Source organism: Arthrobacter sp., assembly GCF_031988865.1.
Lineage (GTDB): Bacteria > Actinomycetota > Actinomycetes > Actinomycetales > Micrococcaceae > Arthrobacter_B.
On sequence record NZ_DALZXY010000009.1, the window covers coordinates 44,330 to 62,754 of the forward strand.

Annotated in this window: 15 protein-coding genes; 10 read left to right on the forward strand and 5 right to left on the reverse strand. The window is 66.0% G+C overall.

Going from position 1 to position 18,425, the window contains the following annotated elements; all coding sequences use genetic code 11:
- Nucleotides 1-130: 130 nt before the first annotated feature.
- The gene (locus RTN46_RS03195; protein ID WP_312178976.1) at nucleotides 131-1,270 is read right to left on the reverse strand and encodes an aminopeptidase P family protein; all 1,140 of its coding nucleotides are present in this window, start codon (nucleotides 1,268-1,270) and stop codon (nucleotides 131-133) included.
- A 97-nt stretch (nucleotides 1,271-1,367) separates the two neighbouring features.
- The gene (locus RTN46_RS03200; RefSeq protein ID WP_312178977.1) at nucleotides 1,368-2,474 is read right to left on the reverse strand and encodes an alanine racemase; all 1,107 of its coding nucleotides are present in this window, start codon (nucleotides 2,472-2,474) and stop codon (nucleotides 1,368-1,370) included.
- A gap of 199 nt (nucleotides 2,475-2,673) precedes the next feature.
- Between RTN46_RS03200 and RTN46_RS03205 the strand changes: the two genes are divergently transcribed.
- The 5 genes from RTN46_RS03205 to RTN46_RS03225 all read left to right on the forward strand — a co-directional run bounded on the left by RTN46_RS03205 (nucleotide 2,674) and on the right by RTN46_RS03225 (nucleotide 7,955).
- On the forward strand, nucleotides 2,674-3,588 hold the full coding sequence (locus tag RTN46_RS03205; RefSeq protein ID WP_312178978.1) for a LysR substrate-binding domain-containing protein: 915 nt from the start codon (nucleotides 2,674-2,676) through the stop codon (nucleotides 3,586-3,588).
- Nucleotides 3,585-4,685 carry an enolase C-terminal domain-like protein gene (locus tag RTN46_RS03210; protein ID WP_312178979.1) on the forward strand — a complete coding sequence of 367 codons (1,101 nt, stop codon included), beginning with the start codon at nucleotides 3,585-3,587 and terminating at the stop codon, nucleotides 4,683-4,685. The genes RTN46_RS03205 and RTN46_RS03210 overlap by 4 nt, the downstream gene beginning before the upstream one ends.
- 216 nt (nucleotides 4,686-4,901) lie before the next feature.
- The gene (gene catA, locus RTN46_RS03215; protein ID WP_312178980.1) at nucleotides 4,902-5,750 is read left to right on the forward strand and encodes a catechol 1,2-dioxygenase; all 849 of its coding nucleotides are present in this window, start codon (nucleotides 4,902-4,904) and stop codon (nucleotides 5,748-5,750) included.
- An 18-nt stretch (nucleotides 5,751-5,768) separates the two neighbouring features.
- Entirely contained in the window at nucleotides 5,769-6,329 is a 561-nt protein-coding gene (locus tag RTN46_RS03220) for a flavin reductase family protein (RefSeq protein ID WP_312178981.1), read from the forward strand.
- 27 nt (nucleotides 6,330-6,356) lie between these two features.
- Nucleotides 6,357-7,955, forward strand: coding sequence for a 4-hydroxyphenylacetate 3-hydroxylase N-terminal domain-containing protein (locus RTN46_RS03225; protein WP_312178982.1), 1,599 nt, complete (start codon nucleotides 6,357-6,359; stop codon nucleotides 7,953-7,955).
- Nucleotides 7,956-8,067: 112 nt separating this feature from the next.
- On the opposite strand, the gene RTN46_RS03230 is transcribed toward RTN46_RS03225, so the two are convergent.
- Nucleotides 8,068-8,505, reverse strand: a complete 438-nt coding sequence (locus RTN46_RS03230; RefSeq protein WP_312178983.1) for a hypothetical protein — start codon at nucleotides 8,503-8,505, stop codon at nucleotides 8,068-8,070.
- A 58-nt stretch (nucleotides 8,506-8,563) separates the two neighbouring features.
- Complete coding sequence (locus RTN46_RS03235; protein WP_312178984.1) at nucleotides 8,564-9,586, reverse strand: DUF808 domain-containing protein; 1,023 nt, start codon at nucleotides 9,584-9,586, stop codon at nucleotides 8,564-8,566.
- 223 nt (nucleotides 9,587-9,809) lie between these two features.
- On the opposite strand from RTN46_RS03235, the gene RTN46_RS03240 reads away from it, so the two are divergent.
- Nucleotides 9,810-10,085 (forward strand): hypothetical protein, encoded by a 276-nt coding sequence (locus RTN46_RS03240; protein WP_312178985.1) that lies wholly within the window; start codon nucleotides 9,810-9,812, stop codon nucleotides 10,083-10,085.
- A gap of 49 nt (nucleotides 10,086-10,134) precedes the next feature.
- Here RTN46_RS03240 and RTN46_RS03245 read toward each other — a convergent pair whose 3' ends face one another.
- Entirely contained in the window at nucleotides 10,135-11,025 is an 891-nt protein-coding gene (locus RTN46_RS03245) for a patatin-like phospholipase family protein (RefSeq protein WP_312178986.1), read from the reverse strand.
- Nucleotides 11,026-11,141: 116 nt separating this feature from the next.
- Between RTN46_RS03245 and RTN46_RS03250 the strand changes: the two genes are divergently transcribed.
- From RTN46_RS03250 to RTN46_RS03265, 4 genes are all read left to right on the forward strand, one after another.
- The gene (locus RTN46_RS03250) at nucleotides 11,142-11,597 is read left to right on the forward strand and encodes a 23S rRNA (pseudouridine(1915)-N(3))-methyltransferase RlmH (RefSeq protein WP_312178987.1); all 456 of its coding nucleotides are present in this window, start codon (nucleotides 11,142-11,144) and stop codon (nucleotides 11,595-11,597) included.
- A gap of 93 nt (nucleotides 11,598-11,690) precedes the next feature.
- Complete coding sequence (locus tag RTN46_RS03255) at nucleotides 11,691-12,338, forward strand: DUF4232 domain-containing protein (RefSeq protein ID WP_312178988.1); 648 nt, start codon at nucleotides 11,691-11,693, stop codon at nucleotides 12,336-12,338.
- Nucleotides 12,339-12,556: 218 nt separating this feature from the next.
- Entirely contained in the window at nucleotides 12,557-13,306 is a 750-nt protein-coding gene (locus RTN46_RS03260; RefSeq protein ID WP_312178989.1) for an alpha/beta hydrolase, read from the forward strand.
- 153 nt (nucleotides 13,307-13,459) lie between these two features.
- Nucleotides 13,460-18,425 (forward strand): ATP-dependent helicase (locus RTN46_RS03265; RefSeq protein ID WP_312178990.1); only part of this gene is annotated, 4,966 nt, incomplete at its 3' end.

The following is an 18,425-nucleotide window of genomic DNA, read 5'->3' on the forward strand; positions in this document are numbered from 1 at the left end:
TGTGGGCCTGCACTAGTCCTCACACCGACGGGGTCTCTCGCTCCTCGGGAGTGCAGCCGCAGGTCTCGCCGGTGGTCAGCCTGTCAGCTGGATGAGAGCCGCATCGGGCTCGAGCGTGTTCATGCCTTAACTAGCTGACGATCCGCATCTCGTGCGGGGTCTGATTGAGCCGGCGTCCGCCGTCGGGCACCACCGTCACAATGTCCTCGATCCGAACGCCGAACCTGCCCGGCAAATAGATTCCGGGTTCGATCGAGAAGCACATGCCGGGATGGAGGATCTGGGTTTCGCCCTCCACCATGTACGGCGGTTCGTGGGTGGTCAGCCCGATTCCGTGCCCGACGCGGTGAATGAAGTTCTCGCCGTAGCCGGCTTCCGTGATCACCGCCCGGGCCACACGGTCGATCTCCTGGCACTGGACGCCGGGCCGCACAGCCTCGAACCCGGCCTGCTGCGCGTGCCGGACGACGTCGTGAACCTCGCGCTCCTCGGCGGTGGGTTCGCCAACGTGCACGGTCCGCGTCGTATCTGAGCCGTAGCCGTCCTTGAGGCCACCGAAGTCGAGCACCACCATGTCGCCGTCCTCGATGATCCGCGGGCCGATCTCGTGATGCGGGTTGGCGCCGTTCGGGCCCGAGCCGACGACGGTGAAGTCCACCTGCGAATGCCCGAATTGGCGCAGCAGGTCGGCGAGATCAGCGCCGACGTCGGTCTCGCTGCGCCCAGCGAACCGCATGGTGACGATCTCCTCGTACGCCTGGTCCGCGGCCGCGCCGGCCGCTGCCAGCCGCTCAACCTCGTCCGCATCCTTGATCGCCCGCAGCATCGGCAAGGCTGTGGTCATCGAGACATAGGAGGACTTCGGCAGGCGGTCCTGCAGGCCAAGGAGGTGCATGGCCCAGGCCGAGTCGGAAATGGCATAGCGTCCGGTGGTGTCCATCAGCGCCGCGGATTCCCTGTACGGGTCGCTCCCGTCGGTCCAGTCGGAGATCCGCAGAATCGAGGCACCGGTGGCCGCTTCCGCGTCGGGCCGCTCGAGCCGCGGCACGATCATGGCGGGCTCAGCGTCGACGGGGATCACGAGCATGGTGATGCGTTCAGTGATGGCCACGGGCGCATACCCGGTGAGGTACAGCAGATCCGGTCCGGGAGTCACCAGGATGCCATCGAGCCCGGCATCCTGGGCGGATCGGGCTGCCCGCCGCAACCGCTCGGCGAAGTCATCGGCGGTGAACGGAGCTGGTTCGGGAAGGCTGCGATGATCGCTCATGGCTGGCAGTCTTGTGCGCGGGACATCGCTGGTCAACCCTCGGGCAGCCGGCAGCTACTCAGGAGGCGTCATCCCCTGCTTTTGCTTACGCCACGGCCTAGCTGTTCGCGCCGCGGGCATCGACCGGCCAGCGATCCACAACGGAGCCCTCCCGCAGAACCACATATTCGTCTGCCAGGTTCACCGCGATGCACACGTGGTTCGGGACCACGTCGATCTGGGTGCCAGGGAGCAGGTCGACGCCGCTGATCGTTGCGTGGTGCTCGGATAGTGCGGTGATCCGGGCGTCAGGGTGGTCGAGCAGGCGTCCGAATCCGGTGGAGAAGGCGCCCCGGTCCGATCCGAGTACCTTGCTGCCGGCGTCGGCAATGAGGTGGCCGTTGCGGTTGGAGACAACGGTGGCACGCACGGACAGTGCGATGTCACTCGGGCTGGACATGCCCAGTTCCCACTGCTGCGCGTCCCGGAACACGTACACACCGGGCCGCAGCTCCGTGAGCACCTCGGTGTCTGCAAACTCCACTGAAGGGGTCGATCCACCGCTGACGATGCGTGCACTCACGCCAACGCCCGCCAGGGCAGCGACGGCGGCGGCAAGCTCGCGGCCCTCGTCGATGGAGGCCGCGCGGCGGCCCTCCGGTGAATAACTGTGCCCGGGAAAGGTGAAGACTCCTGCGACGTCGAGGCCGGCCTGCCGCGCGGCTGATGCTATTACTCCTGCTTGCCCGGCGGGAACGCCGCTGCGGTGGTGCCCCGAATCCACTTCGACCAGCACGGCCACCCGGTCCAGAAGCCCGGCTGCCGCCTTCGCCAACTGTGCTGCACCGTCGATGGAATCAACACCAATCAGCAGCGGGGTGGAAGCTGCGTCCAGGGTCGTTGCGAGGAGCCGCCGCAGGCGGGCGGCTTTGTCCGCATCCAGCCACAGCGGATAGGCGATGAAAATGTCCGTGAAGCCGGCCGCGGCGAAAACCTCGGCCTCGGAGATGGTCGCCACCGTGATGCCAGTGGCACCCGCTGCGACCTGCCGGCGCGCAATCTCAATGGACTTGTGGGTTTTCACATGGGGACGCAGCGAAAGACCCGACCTGGCGGCAAAATCGGCCATGGCGGCGATGTTCCGATCGAGCCTGACCTCATCGATCACCAACGACGGCGTGGGCAGAACATTCGATTCGGAACTCGTGTCTTCAAAGCTAGCCATGAATCCATCCTCGCATCCAGGGATGGCCTGCTGCCCGACGCCGGTGGTTGCCGCGCAGGTGATGGCTGGCGCCGGCAGACTGGATTCATATCCTCAACGTCTCATTCTCATGAAAATGAGTACTTCTGTTTACTAATCCCCAGGCCTAATCTGTTTGGGACGGAGCATTCTGCCTGCGTCGGACTGGTGGGGGGCTTCAATGGAGACGCGTCATCTCAGGTACTTCATCGCTGTTGCCGAGGAGCGGCATTTCGGCCGGGCAGCACAGCGGCTGCACATGGCCCAGCCCCCTCTGTCCCAGCAGATCCGTCAGCTCGAGGAACAACTCGGGACGCTCCTTTTCGTGCGGACTACTCGGAAAGTTGACCTGACGCCCGCCGGCCAGCTCCTGTTGGAGCGCGGACGGCGGCTCGTGGAAGAACTGGAGGCCCTGGAGTCCGACGTCGCCCAGGTGGGCGCGGGTGCCACCGGCGTCATCCGCACCGGCTTCACCGGCACTGCCACCTACCGGCTGATGCCGCTCATCGTGCAGGCGGCGCGCCGCAGCCATCCCGGACTTCGAATCACGGTGCAGGGTGAAATGCTGACCCCGCAGATGGAGGAGGCACTTGAGGACGGACGCCTCGACGTCGCCCTGCTGCGGCCGCCGGTCCGCTCTACCGAAGTGGAGCTGAAGTTCCTTGAGCAGGACCAGTTGGTGGCTGCTCTGCCGGCCGATTCCGAGCTCGCGGAAAAGGGCGTCCTGGACATAAAGGAGCTCGCGGACCAGGATTTCATGGGCTATCCGGCGCATTCGTCCGTGAACACCATCTTCATGGATGCCTGCCGGCAGGCGGGTTTCCAACCGCGGATGGTCCAGGAAGCGAAAGAGACCTCGACCCTGCTCTCGCTCGTGGCGGCCGGAATGGGCATTGCCCTGGTTCCCATGACATCACGGATGTTCACGTTCCAGGGCGTTGTCTTCCGACCCTTGCGGAATCCTCCGCCGGTAGACCTGGCCGTGGCCTGGAACCGGAATAACCGGACCCCGCTGATCGATAATTTCCTCGCCCTCTTCGATACCCTGCCCAACATCGCACCCGGCAGCCCCGCGAACAAAGGACTCAACCCATGAAGATCGCGAGCATTGAGGCCATTCCTTACGCCATCCCATACACACGCCCGCTGAAGTTCGCCAGCGGCGAGGTGAGCACTGCGGAGCATGTCCTGATCCGCGTGCACACCGATACCGGGATCGTTGGCGTTGCCGACACCCCGCCCAGGCCGTATACCTACGGGGAGACCCAGGATTCCATCATCTCCGTGGTGACCAAGGTTTTCGCACCGCAGCTGATCGGTTTGGACCCCCTGGACCGGTCAAAGATCCAGCTGGTCCTTCGGCGGACCGTCCACAACCCCACCGCCAAGGGTGCCTTGGACATTGCGCTGTGGGACGCCATCGGCATTTCCCTGGGTACTCCGGTCCACAAACTGCTGGGCGGGTTCACGGACAGCATGCGGGTTTCGCACATGCTGGGTTTCAAACCGGCAGCTCAACTCCTGGACGAGGCCCTGGAAGTCCGCAGCGTGTACGGCATCAACACCTTCAAGCTGAAGACGGGCCGGCGGCCCCTGGAGCTGGATGTCGAGGCGTGCCGGGTGCTTCGCGAAGGGCTGGGGCCGGACACGGAGATCTATCTGGACGCCAACCGCGGCTGGAGCGCCAACGAAGCGATGGAAGTGCTGCGCCGCACCGAAGACCTTGGCCTGTCCATGCTCGAGGAGCCCTGCGAGGCGGGCGAAGCCTTGGGCCGCCGAAGGCTTGTCCAGCAGGCCAGGATCCCCATCGTCGGAGACGAAAGCATGCCCACCCTGGGCGATGTGTCCCGCGAGCTACTCTCCGGCGGAAGCACTGCCGTCTGCATCAAGACGGCAAGGAGCGGATTTACGGGGGCGCAGCAGATTCTGGGGCTCTGCGAGGGATTGGGCGTGGACGTCACCATGGGTAACCAGATCGATACGCAGGTGGGAAGCCTGGCCACCGTCACGTTTGGTGCGGCGTTTGAGGCCAGCTCTCGGCGGGCCGGGGAACTTTCCAACTTCCTGGACATGAAGGATGATCTGCTGGCCCATCCCCTGAACATTGTCGACGGCGCGATCAGGGTCCGCGAAGTTCCGGGCGTGGGTGCCGAAATCGACGCCGACAAGCTGGCAATGTACCGCCAGGACTGAGGCCGCCCGAAAGATATTCATACCCAAAAGCTTTCAATGGGTCCCAAATGGGTATTTCACTTCACTCAATTAGCTGCCTAGGCTGGTTCCACCATCAAAATGTGACGCCAGTCACATTCTGACTTGGACCAGCGGCTATGGCGAGCTGAGCCGGGCAGGGGCCGGAAGTATCGCTGAGACGTTCAGAGACAAGCGTTCAGAGACAAGGGAGTCATAATGACGACGGAAACTCAGCCCACCGCCGCCGCTTCAGGCGCAGGCGCCACCGCCCGGTTCCGGGAGAACAAGCATTCCACAGCGGCAACCAGCCAGGAGCGCGTCAGCCAGCTCGCAGGCAAGGTCATCAAAGCCGTCAACGACGTCGTGCTTGATGAACAGGTCAGCTACGACGAGTACAACGCGCTCAAGGCGTGGCTCATCAAGGTCGGCGAAGACGGGGAGTGGCCGCTGTTCCTCGATGTCTGGGTTGAGCACTCGGTGGAGGAAGTCGCCAACGCCAACCGGCACGGCTCCAAGGGCACAATCGAGGGGCCCTACTACGTGCCTGATGCGCCCGAGCAGAACTCGCCGGCCACCCTTCCCATGCGCGACGACGAACCCGGCACCCCACTGCTCTTCCAGGGCCAGGTCACCAGTGTGGCCGGGCAGCCGCTCGCCGGCGCCAGGATCGAAATCTGGCACGCCGACGACCTCGGCTTCTATTCCCAGTTCGCTCCTGGTCTTCCGGAATGGAACCTCCGCGCAACGGTCGTCGCGGACCAGGACGGCAACTTCCACATCAACACCATGCAGCCTGCCCCGTACCAGATCCCCACGGACGGAGCCTGCGGCCAGCTCATCGCCGCGGCCGGCTGGCATGCCTGGCGCCCGGCCCACATCCATCTGAAGGTCGCCGCGCCGGAGCACCAGCTGATCACCACGCAGCTCTACTTCGACGGCGACGAGCATGTCGCCGATGACATCGCCTCGGCGGTCAAGCCCGAGCTTGTCCTGGCGCCGACCGACCGAGCGGATGGTGCCGGCCGGGAAGTCACCTACAACTTCATCCTCGACCCGCAGGACTGAACCCCGGGACTCACAGTCATGACCCCTATTGACACCCGCGAACTCCGCCGCGCCTTCGGGACCTTCGCCACCGGCGTCACAGTGGTCACCACCCGATCGGACGACGGCGTCCCGCACGGCGCCACCGTCAACGCCTTCACCGCCGTCTCCCTGGATCCACCGCTGGCCCAGGTGACGCTCACACGGACGTCCCGCGCCGCCCGCTACCTGGAGGGTGCGCCGTTCGCCATCAACATCCTCTCGTTGGAGCAGATGAATGTGGCACAGCACTTTGCTGGAAAGGTCATGGCCGAAGAACCGGACTGGACCGTTGACGGCACCGTGCCTGTGCTGACTAAAAATGCGGCAACGCTCGAATGCCGGCCCTGGAATATTTACGACGGCGGCGACCACATCATCGTCGTCGGCGAAGTCATCGCAATGGAAATTACCCAGCGGCCACCGCTTTTGTTCTTCGGTGGGAAGTTCCGTGAAATCGGCAGGCTGGTTGAGGGTGCCCCCTGGGACCATTCCGGCGATGCCCCCGAGTCAGGCTGGTTTGCCGGCTCCAGCTCCTTCAAACCCTTCAACAGCCTCTAGCCCCGCTTTTTCCCGAAAGGAAAAGTCATGACCGAGATCCTGGACCAGAATGTTCCTTCCTCCGGCCCCTCCATGAGTGAAAGGACTACGCCCGCCAACCCGAAAATGCCGATGACGGGGGATGAATACATCAATTCGCTCAAGGACGACCGTGAGGTGTGGATCTACGGCGAGCGCGTCAAGGATGTGACCACCCACCCGGCTTTCCGGAACTCCATCCGGATGACCGCACGACTCTACGACGCGATGCACAAACCCGAGCTGCAGGACAAGCTGATGGTTCCTACGGACACCGGGTCCGGGGGCAAAACGATGTCCTTCTTCCGCGCCCCGCGCAGCGTCGAGGATCTTAAGCAGGATCGGACCGCCATCGAGACCTGGGCGCGGATGGGCTACGGCTGGCTGGGGCGTTCCCCGGACTACAAGGCCTCCTTCCTGGGGACCCTGGGTGGGATGCCGGACTTCTACGAGCCCTTCCAGGAAAACGCCAAGCGTTGGTATAAGGAGTCGCAGGAAAAGGTCCTGTACTGGAACCACGCCATCATCAACCCGCCCGTGGACCGCCACCTGCCGCCGGACCAGGTGGGCGACGTCTTTATGAAAGTGGAAAAGGAAACCGATTCGGGCCTCATCGTCTCCGGGGCCAAAGTGGTGGCCACCGGCTCGGCGATCACTAACTACAACTTCATCGCGCACTACGGGCTGCCGATCAAGCGTAAGGAATTTGCGCTGATCTGCACCGTGCCGACGGATGCGCCCGGAGTGAAGCTCATCAGCCGCGCCTCATACAGCCACCAGGCCGCCGTAATGGGCACCCCGTTCGATTACCCGCTCTCGAGCCGGCTGGATGAGAACGATTCAGTGTTCGTCTTCGACAAGGTCCTGATCCCGTGGGAGAACGTCTTCGCTTACGGCGACGTGGACAAGATCAACAACTTCTTCCCGCAGACCGGCTTCATCAACCGCTTTACGTTCCAGGGCGTCATCCGGCTCGCCACCAAGCTGGACTTTATTGCGGGGCTGCTGATGAAAGCCCTGGACATCGCCGGGACGCAGGATTTCCGCGGTGTCCAAACACGCGTGGGCGAGGTCCTCGGCTGGCGCAACATGTTCCATGCGCTTATCGACGGCATGACCTTCAACCCGGACCCGGGCCCCAACGGAACTGTCCTGCCCAAGCTGGACTACGGCCTTGCCTACCGGATGTTCATGGCCATCGGCTATCCGCGGATCAAGGAAATCATCGAACAGGACGTTGCCTCCGGCCTGATCTACCTCAACTCCAGTGCCCTGGATTTCAAGACCCCGGAAATCCGCCCGTATCTGGACAAGTACGTCCGTGGATCCGCCGGCGTCGAGGCCGTGGACCGGGTCAAGCTCATGAAGCTGCTCTGGGACTCGATCGGCACCGAGTTCGGGGGCCGGCACGAACTATACGAACGGAATTACTCCGGCAACCACGAGAACGTCAAAGCCGAGATCCTCTTCGCCGCGCAGGCCCAGGGAACCACTGACGCCATGAAGGGCTTCGCCGACCTCTGCCTGGCCGAATACGACCTGGACGGCTGGACGGTTCCTGACCTCATCAGCAACGACGACGTCAGCCTGTTCCTCAAGCGCAGCTAATCCTGCTCACCCGAGGCAACCATTTCCCCTAGGAGGAAGGGGAGCGCTCCTCCCCTTCCCTCCTAGACCTCCTAGACCTCCTCGGCGCAGAAGACCGCTTTTCCCAGGGCTGCTAACTTCCGGGCGAATCCGTGTGTTTCAGTTCGACCGCCAGCATCAGGACCGAGAATTCTGGCACTGACCAGAAAGCGTCGAGGGTGAGCGTGCGCTTCGGCCGGTGCCAGGCCAGGCGGGGAGCGTTGGCCATGCCTTCCTCTTGGAGAGGTTCTCCCCATCCACGAATCAGGTCGCTCTTGTACAGCTCCAGGTGGCTTTCCACCACTGTGCGGGTTCCGCCGAAGGTACTAATGACTTTTATCGAGCTGCCGTCGAAGTGGCACTGACCCGTGAAAGGAGTTCGGAGAGCCTCGAAGTCGTAGCTAATCTGTGTCCCGTTGAGGGCGCGGCTTTCAACGGCAACATGGAGGCTCCGGGCGCGCAGGAAGTCGATCAGGTGAGCTTCAGAGGTGGGACCGGCGGAATGCATCAGGCCGGCAATCATTTCCCTCACCTGGTCTGTCGTAGGCCATTGCCGGGTATGAAACTCCACGGCGTCGGCCGCGTCGCCGCTATCTGGCGGCCGAGGGCCCAACCTCGCCGTCCTTATGCTGCTCGCCTTCGTCCGCGCCGCCCTCGTGCGCACCCTTGTCCTTCGCCTTGCCGAACGGCAGGACCTTCAGCAGCGGATGCAGCACAGCCATCACGACGAGACCCCAGGCGAGTCCCAGGACGGCCGAGCACAGGGTGTTCACCAGCCAGGCCAGGAAACCGCCCACCACCGGGATCCCGGCAAACGGGGTCTCGAGGACGTGGACCAGGTCATAGGGCAGGTGCCAGCCGAGGTCGTAGACCCCCTGCAGCATGATGTGGCCGCCAACCCAGAGCATGGCGATTGTTCCAACGAAGGTGATCGCTGCCAGCACGGACGGCATGCCTTTGACCAGCAGCGCACCGAAACGCTTCGAACCAGCGGAGTCCTTGGTGGTCAGGTGCAGGCCGATGTCGTCCATCTTGACGATGAGGGCGACGGCCCCATAAACGAGCGCCGTGATCGCGATCGCCACAACCACCAGGATGAGGGCCCGCACCCACAAGGACTCCCCCGCCACCTCATTCATCGAGATGACCATAATCTCGCAGGACAGGATGAAGTCGGTGGTGATGGCACCCTTGACCACCTTGTTCTCCGCCCCGGGGCCGCGGTCCACCGCCGGAGTCTTTTCAGCCGCGTGGTGGCCGAAGAACTTGTGCCAGACTTTCTCCGCTCCCTCGTAGCAAAGGTAGGTGCCGCCGAGCATCAGGATGAACGGGATCACGGCCGGGATAAAGGCACTGATCAGCAGCAGCGCCGGCAGGATGATCAGCAGCTTGTTCCGCAGCGAGCCCCAGAAAATCCGCTTGATCATCGGCAGTTCGCGGGAGGGGTCCGCCCCGGACACGTACTGCGGTGTGACAGCTGCATCGTCGATCACGACGCCGGCGGCCTTGGCTCCCGCTTTGGCGGCTCCGGCGGCGACGTCGTCCAACGAGGCAGCCGCTATCCGGGCCAGGGCGGCGACGTCGTCCAGCAGGGCGACGAGACCGCCACTCACAGCTCGCCCCGGCGTGCTTCGGAGGACTGCTGCAGGGAGGGGAAGCCTCGGTTGAAACGCATTTTTAGCATCCTCGGATTATATGGGTACCCCGCAATCGCTAAGGCGGTTTGCCAGCCTGTGCCCGTTCCTACCCTGTCGCCTGTTCCCAACAGGCTGTTACCCTCCTGTCCCTGATCCGGCGTGTTCACGGATCGCAGCAACCACAGGACGGAGACTCACCGTGACGGTACGGATCCTGCGGCCAGACAGCCCGGTGGAAGAACTCGACGACGAAGAGAACGGCACCCGCTACGCCTACCACGTGACTCCAGGCGGGGTCCTGGTGGTGCTGGAGTGCCCCGACGACGGCAAGTGGCTCGTCCGCAAGGAAATCTCGTCCTCCCGCTGGATCGAGGTGTCCGGACGCCGCTTCATCGGCGAGGTGGCGAGCATTGGAGGGCTCGACGGCGGGAAAGCAGATGGGCGGCCGAAGTCCACGAAGCTTCCTCCGCCCTGAAACCCACAGTCCTAAGTCCCGGTGGCAACCAGATGCCAGCCGCCCGGACTCAGCTCTCCCAGAACTCCCGCAAAGCCGCCGCCACTTCATCCGCCTGGCGCTTCCCGGCCCGCGCCGCCGGCCCGCGCGTTGAACGCAGCAGCGGATTGGCGCCGAACTCCTTCAGCGCTGCGTCATCCGCTTCCAGCAGGAAAGTACGGCTGTGCTGTTCCAGCTTGGCCATGGCCTGGGGCAGGCTCGGTCCGAACGGGCTCTCCGGTGCCTCCGGTCCGCATGCCAGCACCAGCACCTTCCCGTATCCCTCGGCGACGTCGGCGTTCGTGGCCGACCGCATCCCGCCGTCCATAAACTGTCGACCCTGGATCGTGACCGGAGGCCACACCGTGGGCACGGCACAGCTGGCCGCCACCGCCCGGGCGAGTTCGACGTCGGACGTTGAATCCATGACCGAAAAGGACCCATCCAGCGCATCGACCACTGTGATGCCGAACGGCTTGGCCGGCCAGTCCTTGTCCGGCAACAGCGCCCGGATGCTGGCAACCCACTCGCCCTCGGTCATCACCGCCGGGGTGGTGCGCGCCAGCTCGCCGACACGGGCGCGGGCCCCCAGCTCATCGCCGTCGCCCCGGCCCGCCGTCGCGGTCAGTTCGACGAAAGCCTCCGAGCTGAACCCGCTGGGTTCCTTATAAGACTCGTCCGGGGACGATTGGGGCATCTGGTCCGCGCCCGGCCCGGCGTCATCCAGCTGAGCCGCCAGCACTGCCTGAAGCTGGTCCATGCGCAGCGCCGCTCCCACCATGGACCCCGCCGAGGTGCCCACGACCAGGTCGGCCGCATTCAGATCGATCCCCTGCTGCAGCAGGGCGGCGACTGCCCCCATCTCCCACGCGATGCCGGCTACTCCCCCGCCGCCTAGGACGATGGCACGTGTTTCGCTCATGCTCCGCGCTCCTTCGGTTTTCCGCCCACTGCCCGGGAGTCTAGACCCGCGCCCTTCCAAGGGGCAGACGCGGCGGGCATTTCCGCCTCCGGCCGCAGCCGGTATTGAATGGAACCATGGCATTACGTGTTCTGATGGTCGGCCGCAAGCATGAGGACTGGGTGGTCGATGGAATCCGCCGGTATGAGAAGCGGCTGAAGAAACCCTTCGACCTGTCCTGGGTGTCCATTCCGCACTCCGCCCGGGAGAATGATGCTGCACGGAAAGAGGAATCCGAACGGCTGCTGGCCAAGCTGGGCAGCGACTACGTGATCCTGCTCGATGAGCGGGGAAAGGCGATCACCTCCCCGCAGCTGGCCACAACGCTGCAGAAACCGCTCGATAATTCGCGCAACGTCACGCTGATCATCGGCGGTGCCTACGGCGTGGACCAGGGCGTGCATGACCGCGCCGACTTCGTCTGGTCGCTTTCCCCGCTGGTTTTTCCGCACCAGCTGGTCCGGCTCATCCTCGCCGAACAGGTCTACCGCGCCCAGGAAATCGCCGGCGGCCGTCCCTACCATCACGAATAACCACACTGGCCTCATTCGTAACAATTCGGTGTGGTTCGGAAACGCCCCGCGATGCGGTTTGACCCGGTCCGGCCGCAGGTTCAGGGTGAATCCATGAGAACTACGGTTTCGAAGGCCCCGGCCACCCTGATCACCGGCTTGGCCGGGCTGGCGCTGCTTCTGGGCGGCTGCTCCAGTGCCAGCAACAACGCTTCAGAAGAGTCCGCCACTTCCAGCCCGTCCTCGAGTACGACGGCGAGCGCCTCGCCGTCGGCCAGTGCCTCTGACACTGCGACGCCGGCGCCCAGCACCTCCCCGGAACCGGGTGTCCCGTCCAGCGTGCCGCTGTGCACCGCGGACAAATTGGCCGGCTCGGTGGAAGACACGGCCGGCGGCGGCGCGGCGGGCAGTGTCTACCGCACCCTGGTGCTGACCAATACGTCCACAGCCACCTGCTCCACTATGGGCTTCCCTGGTGTCTCCTATCTCAGCGCCTCCGGAAGCCAGGTTGGTGCGCCCGCCGTGCGGTCCGAGGGCACCCCCGAAACCCTGGTGGTCCTTGAGCCGGGCCAGTCGGCGGGTGCGGTCCTGCGGGAAACCCGGCCGGAAAACTACGGCGATGCCTGCGGCCAGGTGGCCACCTCCGGGCTCCTCGTCTACCCGCCGGAAGACACGGCTTCACTGACCATCGCCTATGCCGGAACCGGCTGCAGCAGCGAAGACATCGAGCTGCTGGGCATCGACAGGCTCCAGGCCCGCTAGCTGGATTCACCGGAGAGACACACCACTGGCCGCGCATGACTTGGTGTGCGCCAGGGTGGCCGGGTCCCGGATGGCTGGCTGCCCTCAGGTTCCCGGCCTCGGGTGGCCAGCTGCCCTCAGGTTCCCGGTCTCGGATGGCCGGCTGCCCTCAGGTTCCCGGCAGCCCGTTCTTCCGGTGTTACATAGCCACCATCACCGCCTTGGCATAGTGTTCCGCCATGGACATCCTTCTCATTCCCGGCTTCTGGCTGGACGGCTCCTCCTGGTCGGCGGTCACGCCGGCGCTCACCGCGGCGGGCCACACCATCCACCCCCTGACGATGCCCGGACTCGAGTCCCGGGATGCGGACCGCAGCGGAATTAGCCTGCAGGACCACATCGACGCCGTCGTGCGGGCCATCGACGAACTGGACCGCCCTGTGGTCCTCGTGGGGCACTCCGGTGGAGGTGCCATCGCGTACGGCGCGGTCGACGTCCGTCCGGAACAGGTGGTTCGAACGGTTTACGTGGATTCCGGCCCGATGGCAGACGGCGGTGTTATTAACGATCAGCTGCCCGTGGTGGCGGGGGAAATCCCGCTGCCGGACTGGCACTTCTTCGAAGAAGCAGAGCTCATCGGCCTCACCGACGAGCTGCGGACCATGTTCCGGGACCGGTCCATCCCGCTGCCGACCGCTGTCGCCTACGATCCCCAGCACCTCTCCGCCGACGAACGCCGGTGGGATGTTCCGGCTACCGTGATCGCGTGTGAGTTCCCCTCCACAGTGCTGCAGGAGTGGATCACCGACGGGCACCCCTTTGTGCGCGAACTGGCGCGGATCAAGGAAGTCGAGTTCGTCGACCTGCCCACCGGGCACTGGCCGCAGTTCACCCGGCCCGCCGATCTGGCGGATGGGATCCTTGCCGCTGTGGACCGAACGGGGACCGGGGCTGGGACCGGGACAGGGGCTGGGACCGGGCCGGTTTAGCCGGGACGAGGACCGGGCCGGTTTAGCCGGGACGGGGGCCGGGGCCGGTTTAGCCGGGACGGGGGCCGGGACTGGGACCGGGGCGGTTTAGCCGCCAGCCGAACCGTCCGGCGCCTGCGACCCAATGTCAGTGCCGTGCGGAACAATGGGTGCATGACATCGGCAGCCGCGGTGCTCCAGAAGTTCACCCCCGCCACCAGGGACTGGTTCCAGGGGGCCTTCACCGAGCCAACCGCTGCCCAGATCGGTGCCTGGGACACCATCTCGGGCGGTTCCAATGCCCTGGTGATCGCTCCGACCGGGTCGGGCAAGACCCTCGCCGCGTTCCTCTGGTCCCTGGACCGGTTCATCGCCGCCGCTGCCTCGGCGCCTGTGGAAACGGCGCCTCTGGAAACACCCCCGGCGGAAACCCCTTCCGGCGGCGCCGGACCCCGGGGCCGCTCCCGCGTCCCCAAACGCAAGACCAAAGTCCTGTACATCTCCCCGCTGAAGGCCCTCGGCGTCGATGTTGAGCGGAACCTGCGCGCACCGCTGATTGGCATCACCCAGACGGCCAAGCGGCTCGGACTGCCGACGCCGTCCATTACCGTGGGCGTCCGCTCCGGCGACACCCCGCAAAACGAACGCCGCGCTCTGCTTACCCGGCCGCCGGACATCCTGATCACGACCCCGGAATCGCTGTTCCTGATGCTCACCTCGCAGGCGCGGGAGACGCTCTCGGAAGTGGACACCGTGATCGTGGACGAGGTCCACGCCGTCGCCGGCACCAAACGCGGGGCACATCTGGCCGTGTCCCTGGCCCGGCTGGATGCCCTGCTGGAAAAACCCGTGCAGCGGATCGGCCTGTCCGCGACCGTGGAGCCGCAGGAAACCGTGGCCCGTTTCCTGGGCGGGAATGCCCCGGTAAAGATCGTCGCGCCGGTGTCCAGGAAGAACTGGAACCTGACGGTCACGGTCCCGGTGGAGGACATGACGGACCTCGGCAGCGCCGCGGCCGAGGACACCGTGGAGGGCGGCTTCGCTCCGCAGGCCAGCATCTGGCCGCATGTGGAGGAGAAGATCGCCGACCTGATCGAAGCGAACCGGTCCACCATCGTCTTCGCCAACTCACGGCGGCTGGCTGAACGGCTCACAGCCCGGCTGAACGAGATCCATGCCTACCGGTTGGAGGCCTCCCAGGCAGCCACCGGAGCCGACGGCGAACCGCTGCCGTCCGTGCCCGGCGGCCCAGCGTCCTCCGCTCTGCCTTCCGCGTCTGGGGGCCGCGCTCCGGCGCAGCTGATGGCGCAGGCCGGGGTGTCCATCCGCACCCGGCAGCCGGATAAAGCTGCCGACGACGCTGCCCTCGATAACACTGCCCCGGTCCTCGCGCGCGCCCACCACGGCTCGGTGTCCAAGGACCAGCGGGCACTGATCGAAGACGACTTGAAATCCGGGCGGCTGCGCTGCGTGGTGGCGACCAGTTCGCTGGAACTGGGCATCGATATGGGTGCCGTGGACCTGGTGGTGCAGGTCGAATCCCCGCCGTCGGTGGCCAGCGGCCTGCAGCGCGTGGGCCGCGCCGGACACCAGGTCGGCGAAATCTCGCAGGGCGTGATGTTCCCCAAACACCGCGGAGACCTGCTGAACTCCGCCGTCACCGTGGAACGGATGCTCGCCGGCCAGATCGAGCCCCTCTTCATTCCGGCCAATCCGCTGGACATCCTGGCCCAGCAGACCGTGGCCGCCACCGCCCTGGAAAGCATCGATGTGGAGGAATGGTTCGACGTCGTGCGCAGTTCCGCGCCATTCGCGGGCCTGCCGCGTTCCGCGTTCGACGCGACCCTGGACCTGCTGTCCGGCCGCTACCCGTCGGATGAGTTCGCTGAACTCCGTCCCCGGATCATCTGGGACCGGAACGAGAACACCATTACCGGGCGTCCCGGGGCGCAGCGCCTGGCCGTCACCTCCGGCGGCACCATCCCGGACCGCGGCTTGTTCGGGGTCTATCTCGTGGGCGATTCCGAAGGGAAAAACAGCCGCCGGGTCGGGGAACTCGACGAGGAAATGGTCTATGAATCCCGGGTCGGCGACGTCTTTGCGCTCGGTGCCACCAGCTGGCGGATCGAAGACATCACCCACGACCGGGTGCTGGTCTCCCCCGCCTTCGGCCAGCCCGGCAAGCTGCCGTTCTGGCGCGGCGATTCGCAGGGCCGGCCGGTGGAACTGGGCCGGGCGCTGGGGAAGTTCGTCCGGGAAATGGCCGGCACCTCCGAACCCGCTGCCCGCGAACGCCTCGCCGCCGTCGGGCTCGATGAATGGGCTGCGGGGAACCTGGTCGCCTACCTGCGCGAACAGCAGCAGGCCACCGAGGTGGTGCCGAGCGACCGGACCCTGGTCATTGAACGCTTCCACGACGAGCTCGGTGACTGGCGGGTAGTCCTCCACAGCCCGTTCGGCATGCCCGTGCACGCGCCGTGGGCGCTGGCGGTCGGCGCGCGGCTGCAGCAGCGGTACGGTCTGGACGGCTCCGCGATGGCGTCCGACGACGGGATCGTGCTGCGGGTTCCGCTGATGGAAGACGAACCGCCCGGCGCCGAACTGTTCCTCTTCGAGCCCGACGACCTGGAAGCCATTGTCACGGCAGAGGTCGGCGGATCGGCGCTCTTCGCCTCCCGGTTCCGGGAATGTGCCGCCCGGGCGCTGCTGCTGCCGCGGCAGAATCCGTCCAAGCGGACACCATTGTGGCAGCAGCGGCAGCGTTCCGCGCAGCTGCTCGACGTCGCACGGAAGTTCCCCACCTTCCCGATCGTGCTCGAAACCGTGCGGGAATGCCTGCAGGATGTCTACGACCTGCCGGCGCTTAAGGACCTGGCCGCCGCCGTCGAACGCCGCGAAATCCGGTTGGTGGAGACCACCACTTCGCAGCCCTCCCCCTTTGCCCGGTCCCTGCTGTTCGGTTACGTCGGAGCCTTCCTCTATGAGGGCGATTCGCCGCTGGCCGAACGCCGGGCCGCAGCGCTGTCACTGGACCCGACGCTGCTCAACGAACTGCTCGGCCGGGCGGAACTGCGGGAACTGCTGGACGCACGGATCATCGTGCAGACCGAGGCCGAGCTGCAGCGCCTGGCGCCGGACCGCCGGGCCCGCGGGGTCGAGGGTGTTGCGGACCTGCTGCGCCTGCTCGGACCGCTGACCGCGGCCGAAGTCGCCGCCCGGCTGGAACCACTGGAGTCTGGGAAGCCTGCCGAAGCTCCGGAAACCAGCCACGCCACCGAAGCCGAAGCCCAGGCGCTGCTGACCGAACTCGTCCGGTCGAACCGTGCCCTGCTGGCCGGGATCGCCGGAACCCAGCGGTACGCCGCGATCGAGGACGCCGCCCGGCTCCGCGACGCGCTTGGTGTGCCGCTGCCGATGGGCGTTCCGCTGGCCTTCGTGGAACCTGTTCCGGATCCGCTCGGCGACCTGGTCGGACGCTACGCCCGCACACACGGTCCCTTCACCGCCGCGGAAGCCGCGGTCCGGCTGGGACTGGGCGTCGCCGTCGTCACCACCACATTGCAGCGTCTGGCAGGCGAGGGCCGGGTTGCGGAAGGCGAGTTCCGCCCCACCGAGGCGCTGGTCCTGGACGCCGCGGACGGCATCGAGGCGACTCCCCCGGCCATCATCACCGTTCCAGGGGCTCCGGCTGACCTTCCGGGGGCTCCCGCCGGGTCGGAGTGGTGCGACACGGAAGTGCTGCGCCGGCTGAGGCGCCGTTCCCTGGCCGCCCTGCGTTCCGACGTCGAGCCCGTGGATCCGCCCACGTACGGGCGCTTCCTTCCTGCCTGGCAGAATGTGGGGTCGTCGCTGCGGGGGCTCGACGGCGTCGCGACCGTTATCGACCAGCTCTCCGGGGTGCCGGTTCCGGCCTCCGCCTGGGAGCCGCTGATTCTGGGTTCGCGGGTGCGTGACTATGCGCCGGCGATGCTGGACGAGCTCACCGCTACGGGCGAGGTCATCTGGTCCGGTACCGGTTCCCTGCCCGGAAATGACGGCTGGATCGCCCTGCATCTGGCCGAAAACGCTCCGCTGACCCTGAACCCCGACCCGGATTTCAGCCCGACCGACCTGCAGCTCCGGCTGCTGGACCAGCTCTCCGGGTCCGGTGCGTTCTTCTTCCGCCAGCTCGCTGAGGCGATGAACAGTGCGCCGCTGCAGGACGGCAGTCCGCTGCTGCCGGATGCGGAAATCACTACCGCGCTGTGGGAGCTGGTCTGGGCCGGCCGGATCACGAACGACACTTTCACCCCCGTGCGGTCCCTGCTGTCCGGCGGCAAGACCGCCCACAAGCAGCGGGCGTCCACACCGCGGTCCCGGACGGCGCGGCTGGGCCGGCTGGGCCGGATGCCGCGTGGCAGCCTGAGCACTGCATCGCTGCAGCTCGGCGGGCAGAGCCAGAACGGGAATTCACCAGGGCAGAACCTTCCCGGGCGGGGTCCGCAGCCGCTGGTTGCCGGGCGTTGGAGCCTACTCCCGGCGGTTGAGGCGGATACCACGATCCACGCCCACGCCACCGCCGAGCTGCTGATGGACCGCTATGGGATCCTGACCCGCGGGTCGGTGGCGAGCGAAGGCGTTCCGGGCGGATTTGGCCTGCTGTATAAGGTGCTGGCGCGTCTGGAAGAGATGGGACGCTGCCGGCGCGGGTACTTCATCGAGCAGCTCGGCGCCGCGCAGTTCGCCGTTCCGGCGACGGTGGACCGGCTGCGCTCCTTCTCCCGGGAGAACCAGCTGGCCGTGCCGGAGCCGCAGCCGGTGGCATTGGCCGCAACTGACCCGGCCAACCCCTACGGGGCGGCCCTGCTCTGGCCGGCGTCCGACGGCGGGCACCGTCCCGGGCGGAAGGCCGGTGCGCTGGTGGTGATGGTCGACGGCGAACTGGTGCTGTATGTGGAACGCGGCGGCAAGACCCTGCTCACCTACACCGACGACGCCGAGACGCTGGTACTCGCCGCAGCCGCGCTGGTCGGCATCATCCGGCGTGGTGCTGCGGAGAAGATGGCTGTGGAGAAGGCCAACGGTGTCGACGTCCTGGACACTCCTGTCGCGACGGCGCTGATGGCGGCGGGTTTCTATTCGACGCCGAAGGGGCTGCGGT

Coding starts and splice junctions, on each gene's coding strand:
- RTN46_RS03195 (WP_312178976.1), bottom strand. CDS start 1,270: ATGAGCGATCATCGCAGCCTTCCCGAACCAGCTCCGTTCACCGCCGAT.
- RTN46_RS03200 (WP_312178977.1), bottom strand. CDS start 2,474: ATGGCTAGCTTTGAAGACACGAGTTCCGAATCGAATGTTCTGCCCACG.
- RTN46_RS03205 (WP_312178978.1), top strand. CDS start 2,674: ATGGAGACGCGTCATCTCAGGTACTTCATCGCTGTTGCCGAGGAGCGG.
- RTN46_RS03210 (WP_312178979.1), top strand. CDS start 3,585: ATGAAGATCGCGAGCATTGAGGCCATTCCTTACGCCATCCCATACACA.
- catA (WP_312178980.1), top strand. CDS start 4,902: ATGACGACGGAAACTCAGCCCACCGCCGCCGCTTCAGGCGCAGGCGCC.
- RTN46_RS03220 (WP_312178981.1), top strand. CDS start 5,769: ATGACCCCTATTGACACCCGCGAACTCCGCCGCGCCTTCGGGACCTTC.
- RTN46_RS03225 (WP_312178982.1), top strand. CDS start 6,357: ATGACCGAGATCCTGGACCAGAATGTTCCTTCCTCCGGCCCCTCCATG.
- RTN46_RS03245 (WP_312178986.1), bottom strand. CDS start 11,025: ATGAGCGAAACACGTGCCATCGTCCTAGGCGGCGGGGGAGTAGCCGGC.
- RTN46_RS03250 (WP_312178987.1), top strand. CDS start 11,142: ATGGCATTACGTGTTCTGATGGTCGGCCGCAAGCATGAGGACTGGGTG.
- RTN46_RS03255 (WP_312178988.1), top strand. CDS start 11,691: ATGAGAACTACGGTTTCGAAGGCCCCGGCCACCCTGATCACCGGCTTG.
- RTN46_RS03260 (WP_312178989.1), top strand. CDS start 12,557: ATGGACATCCTTCTCATTCCCGGCTTCTGGCTGGACGGCTCCTCCTGG.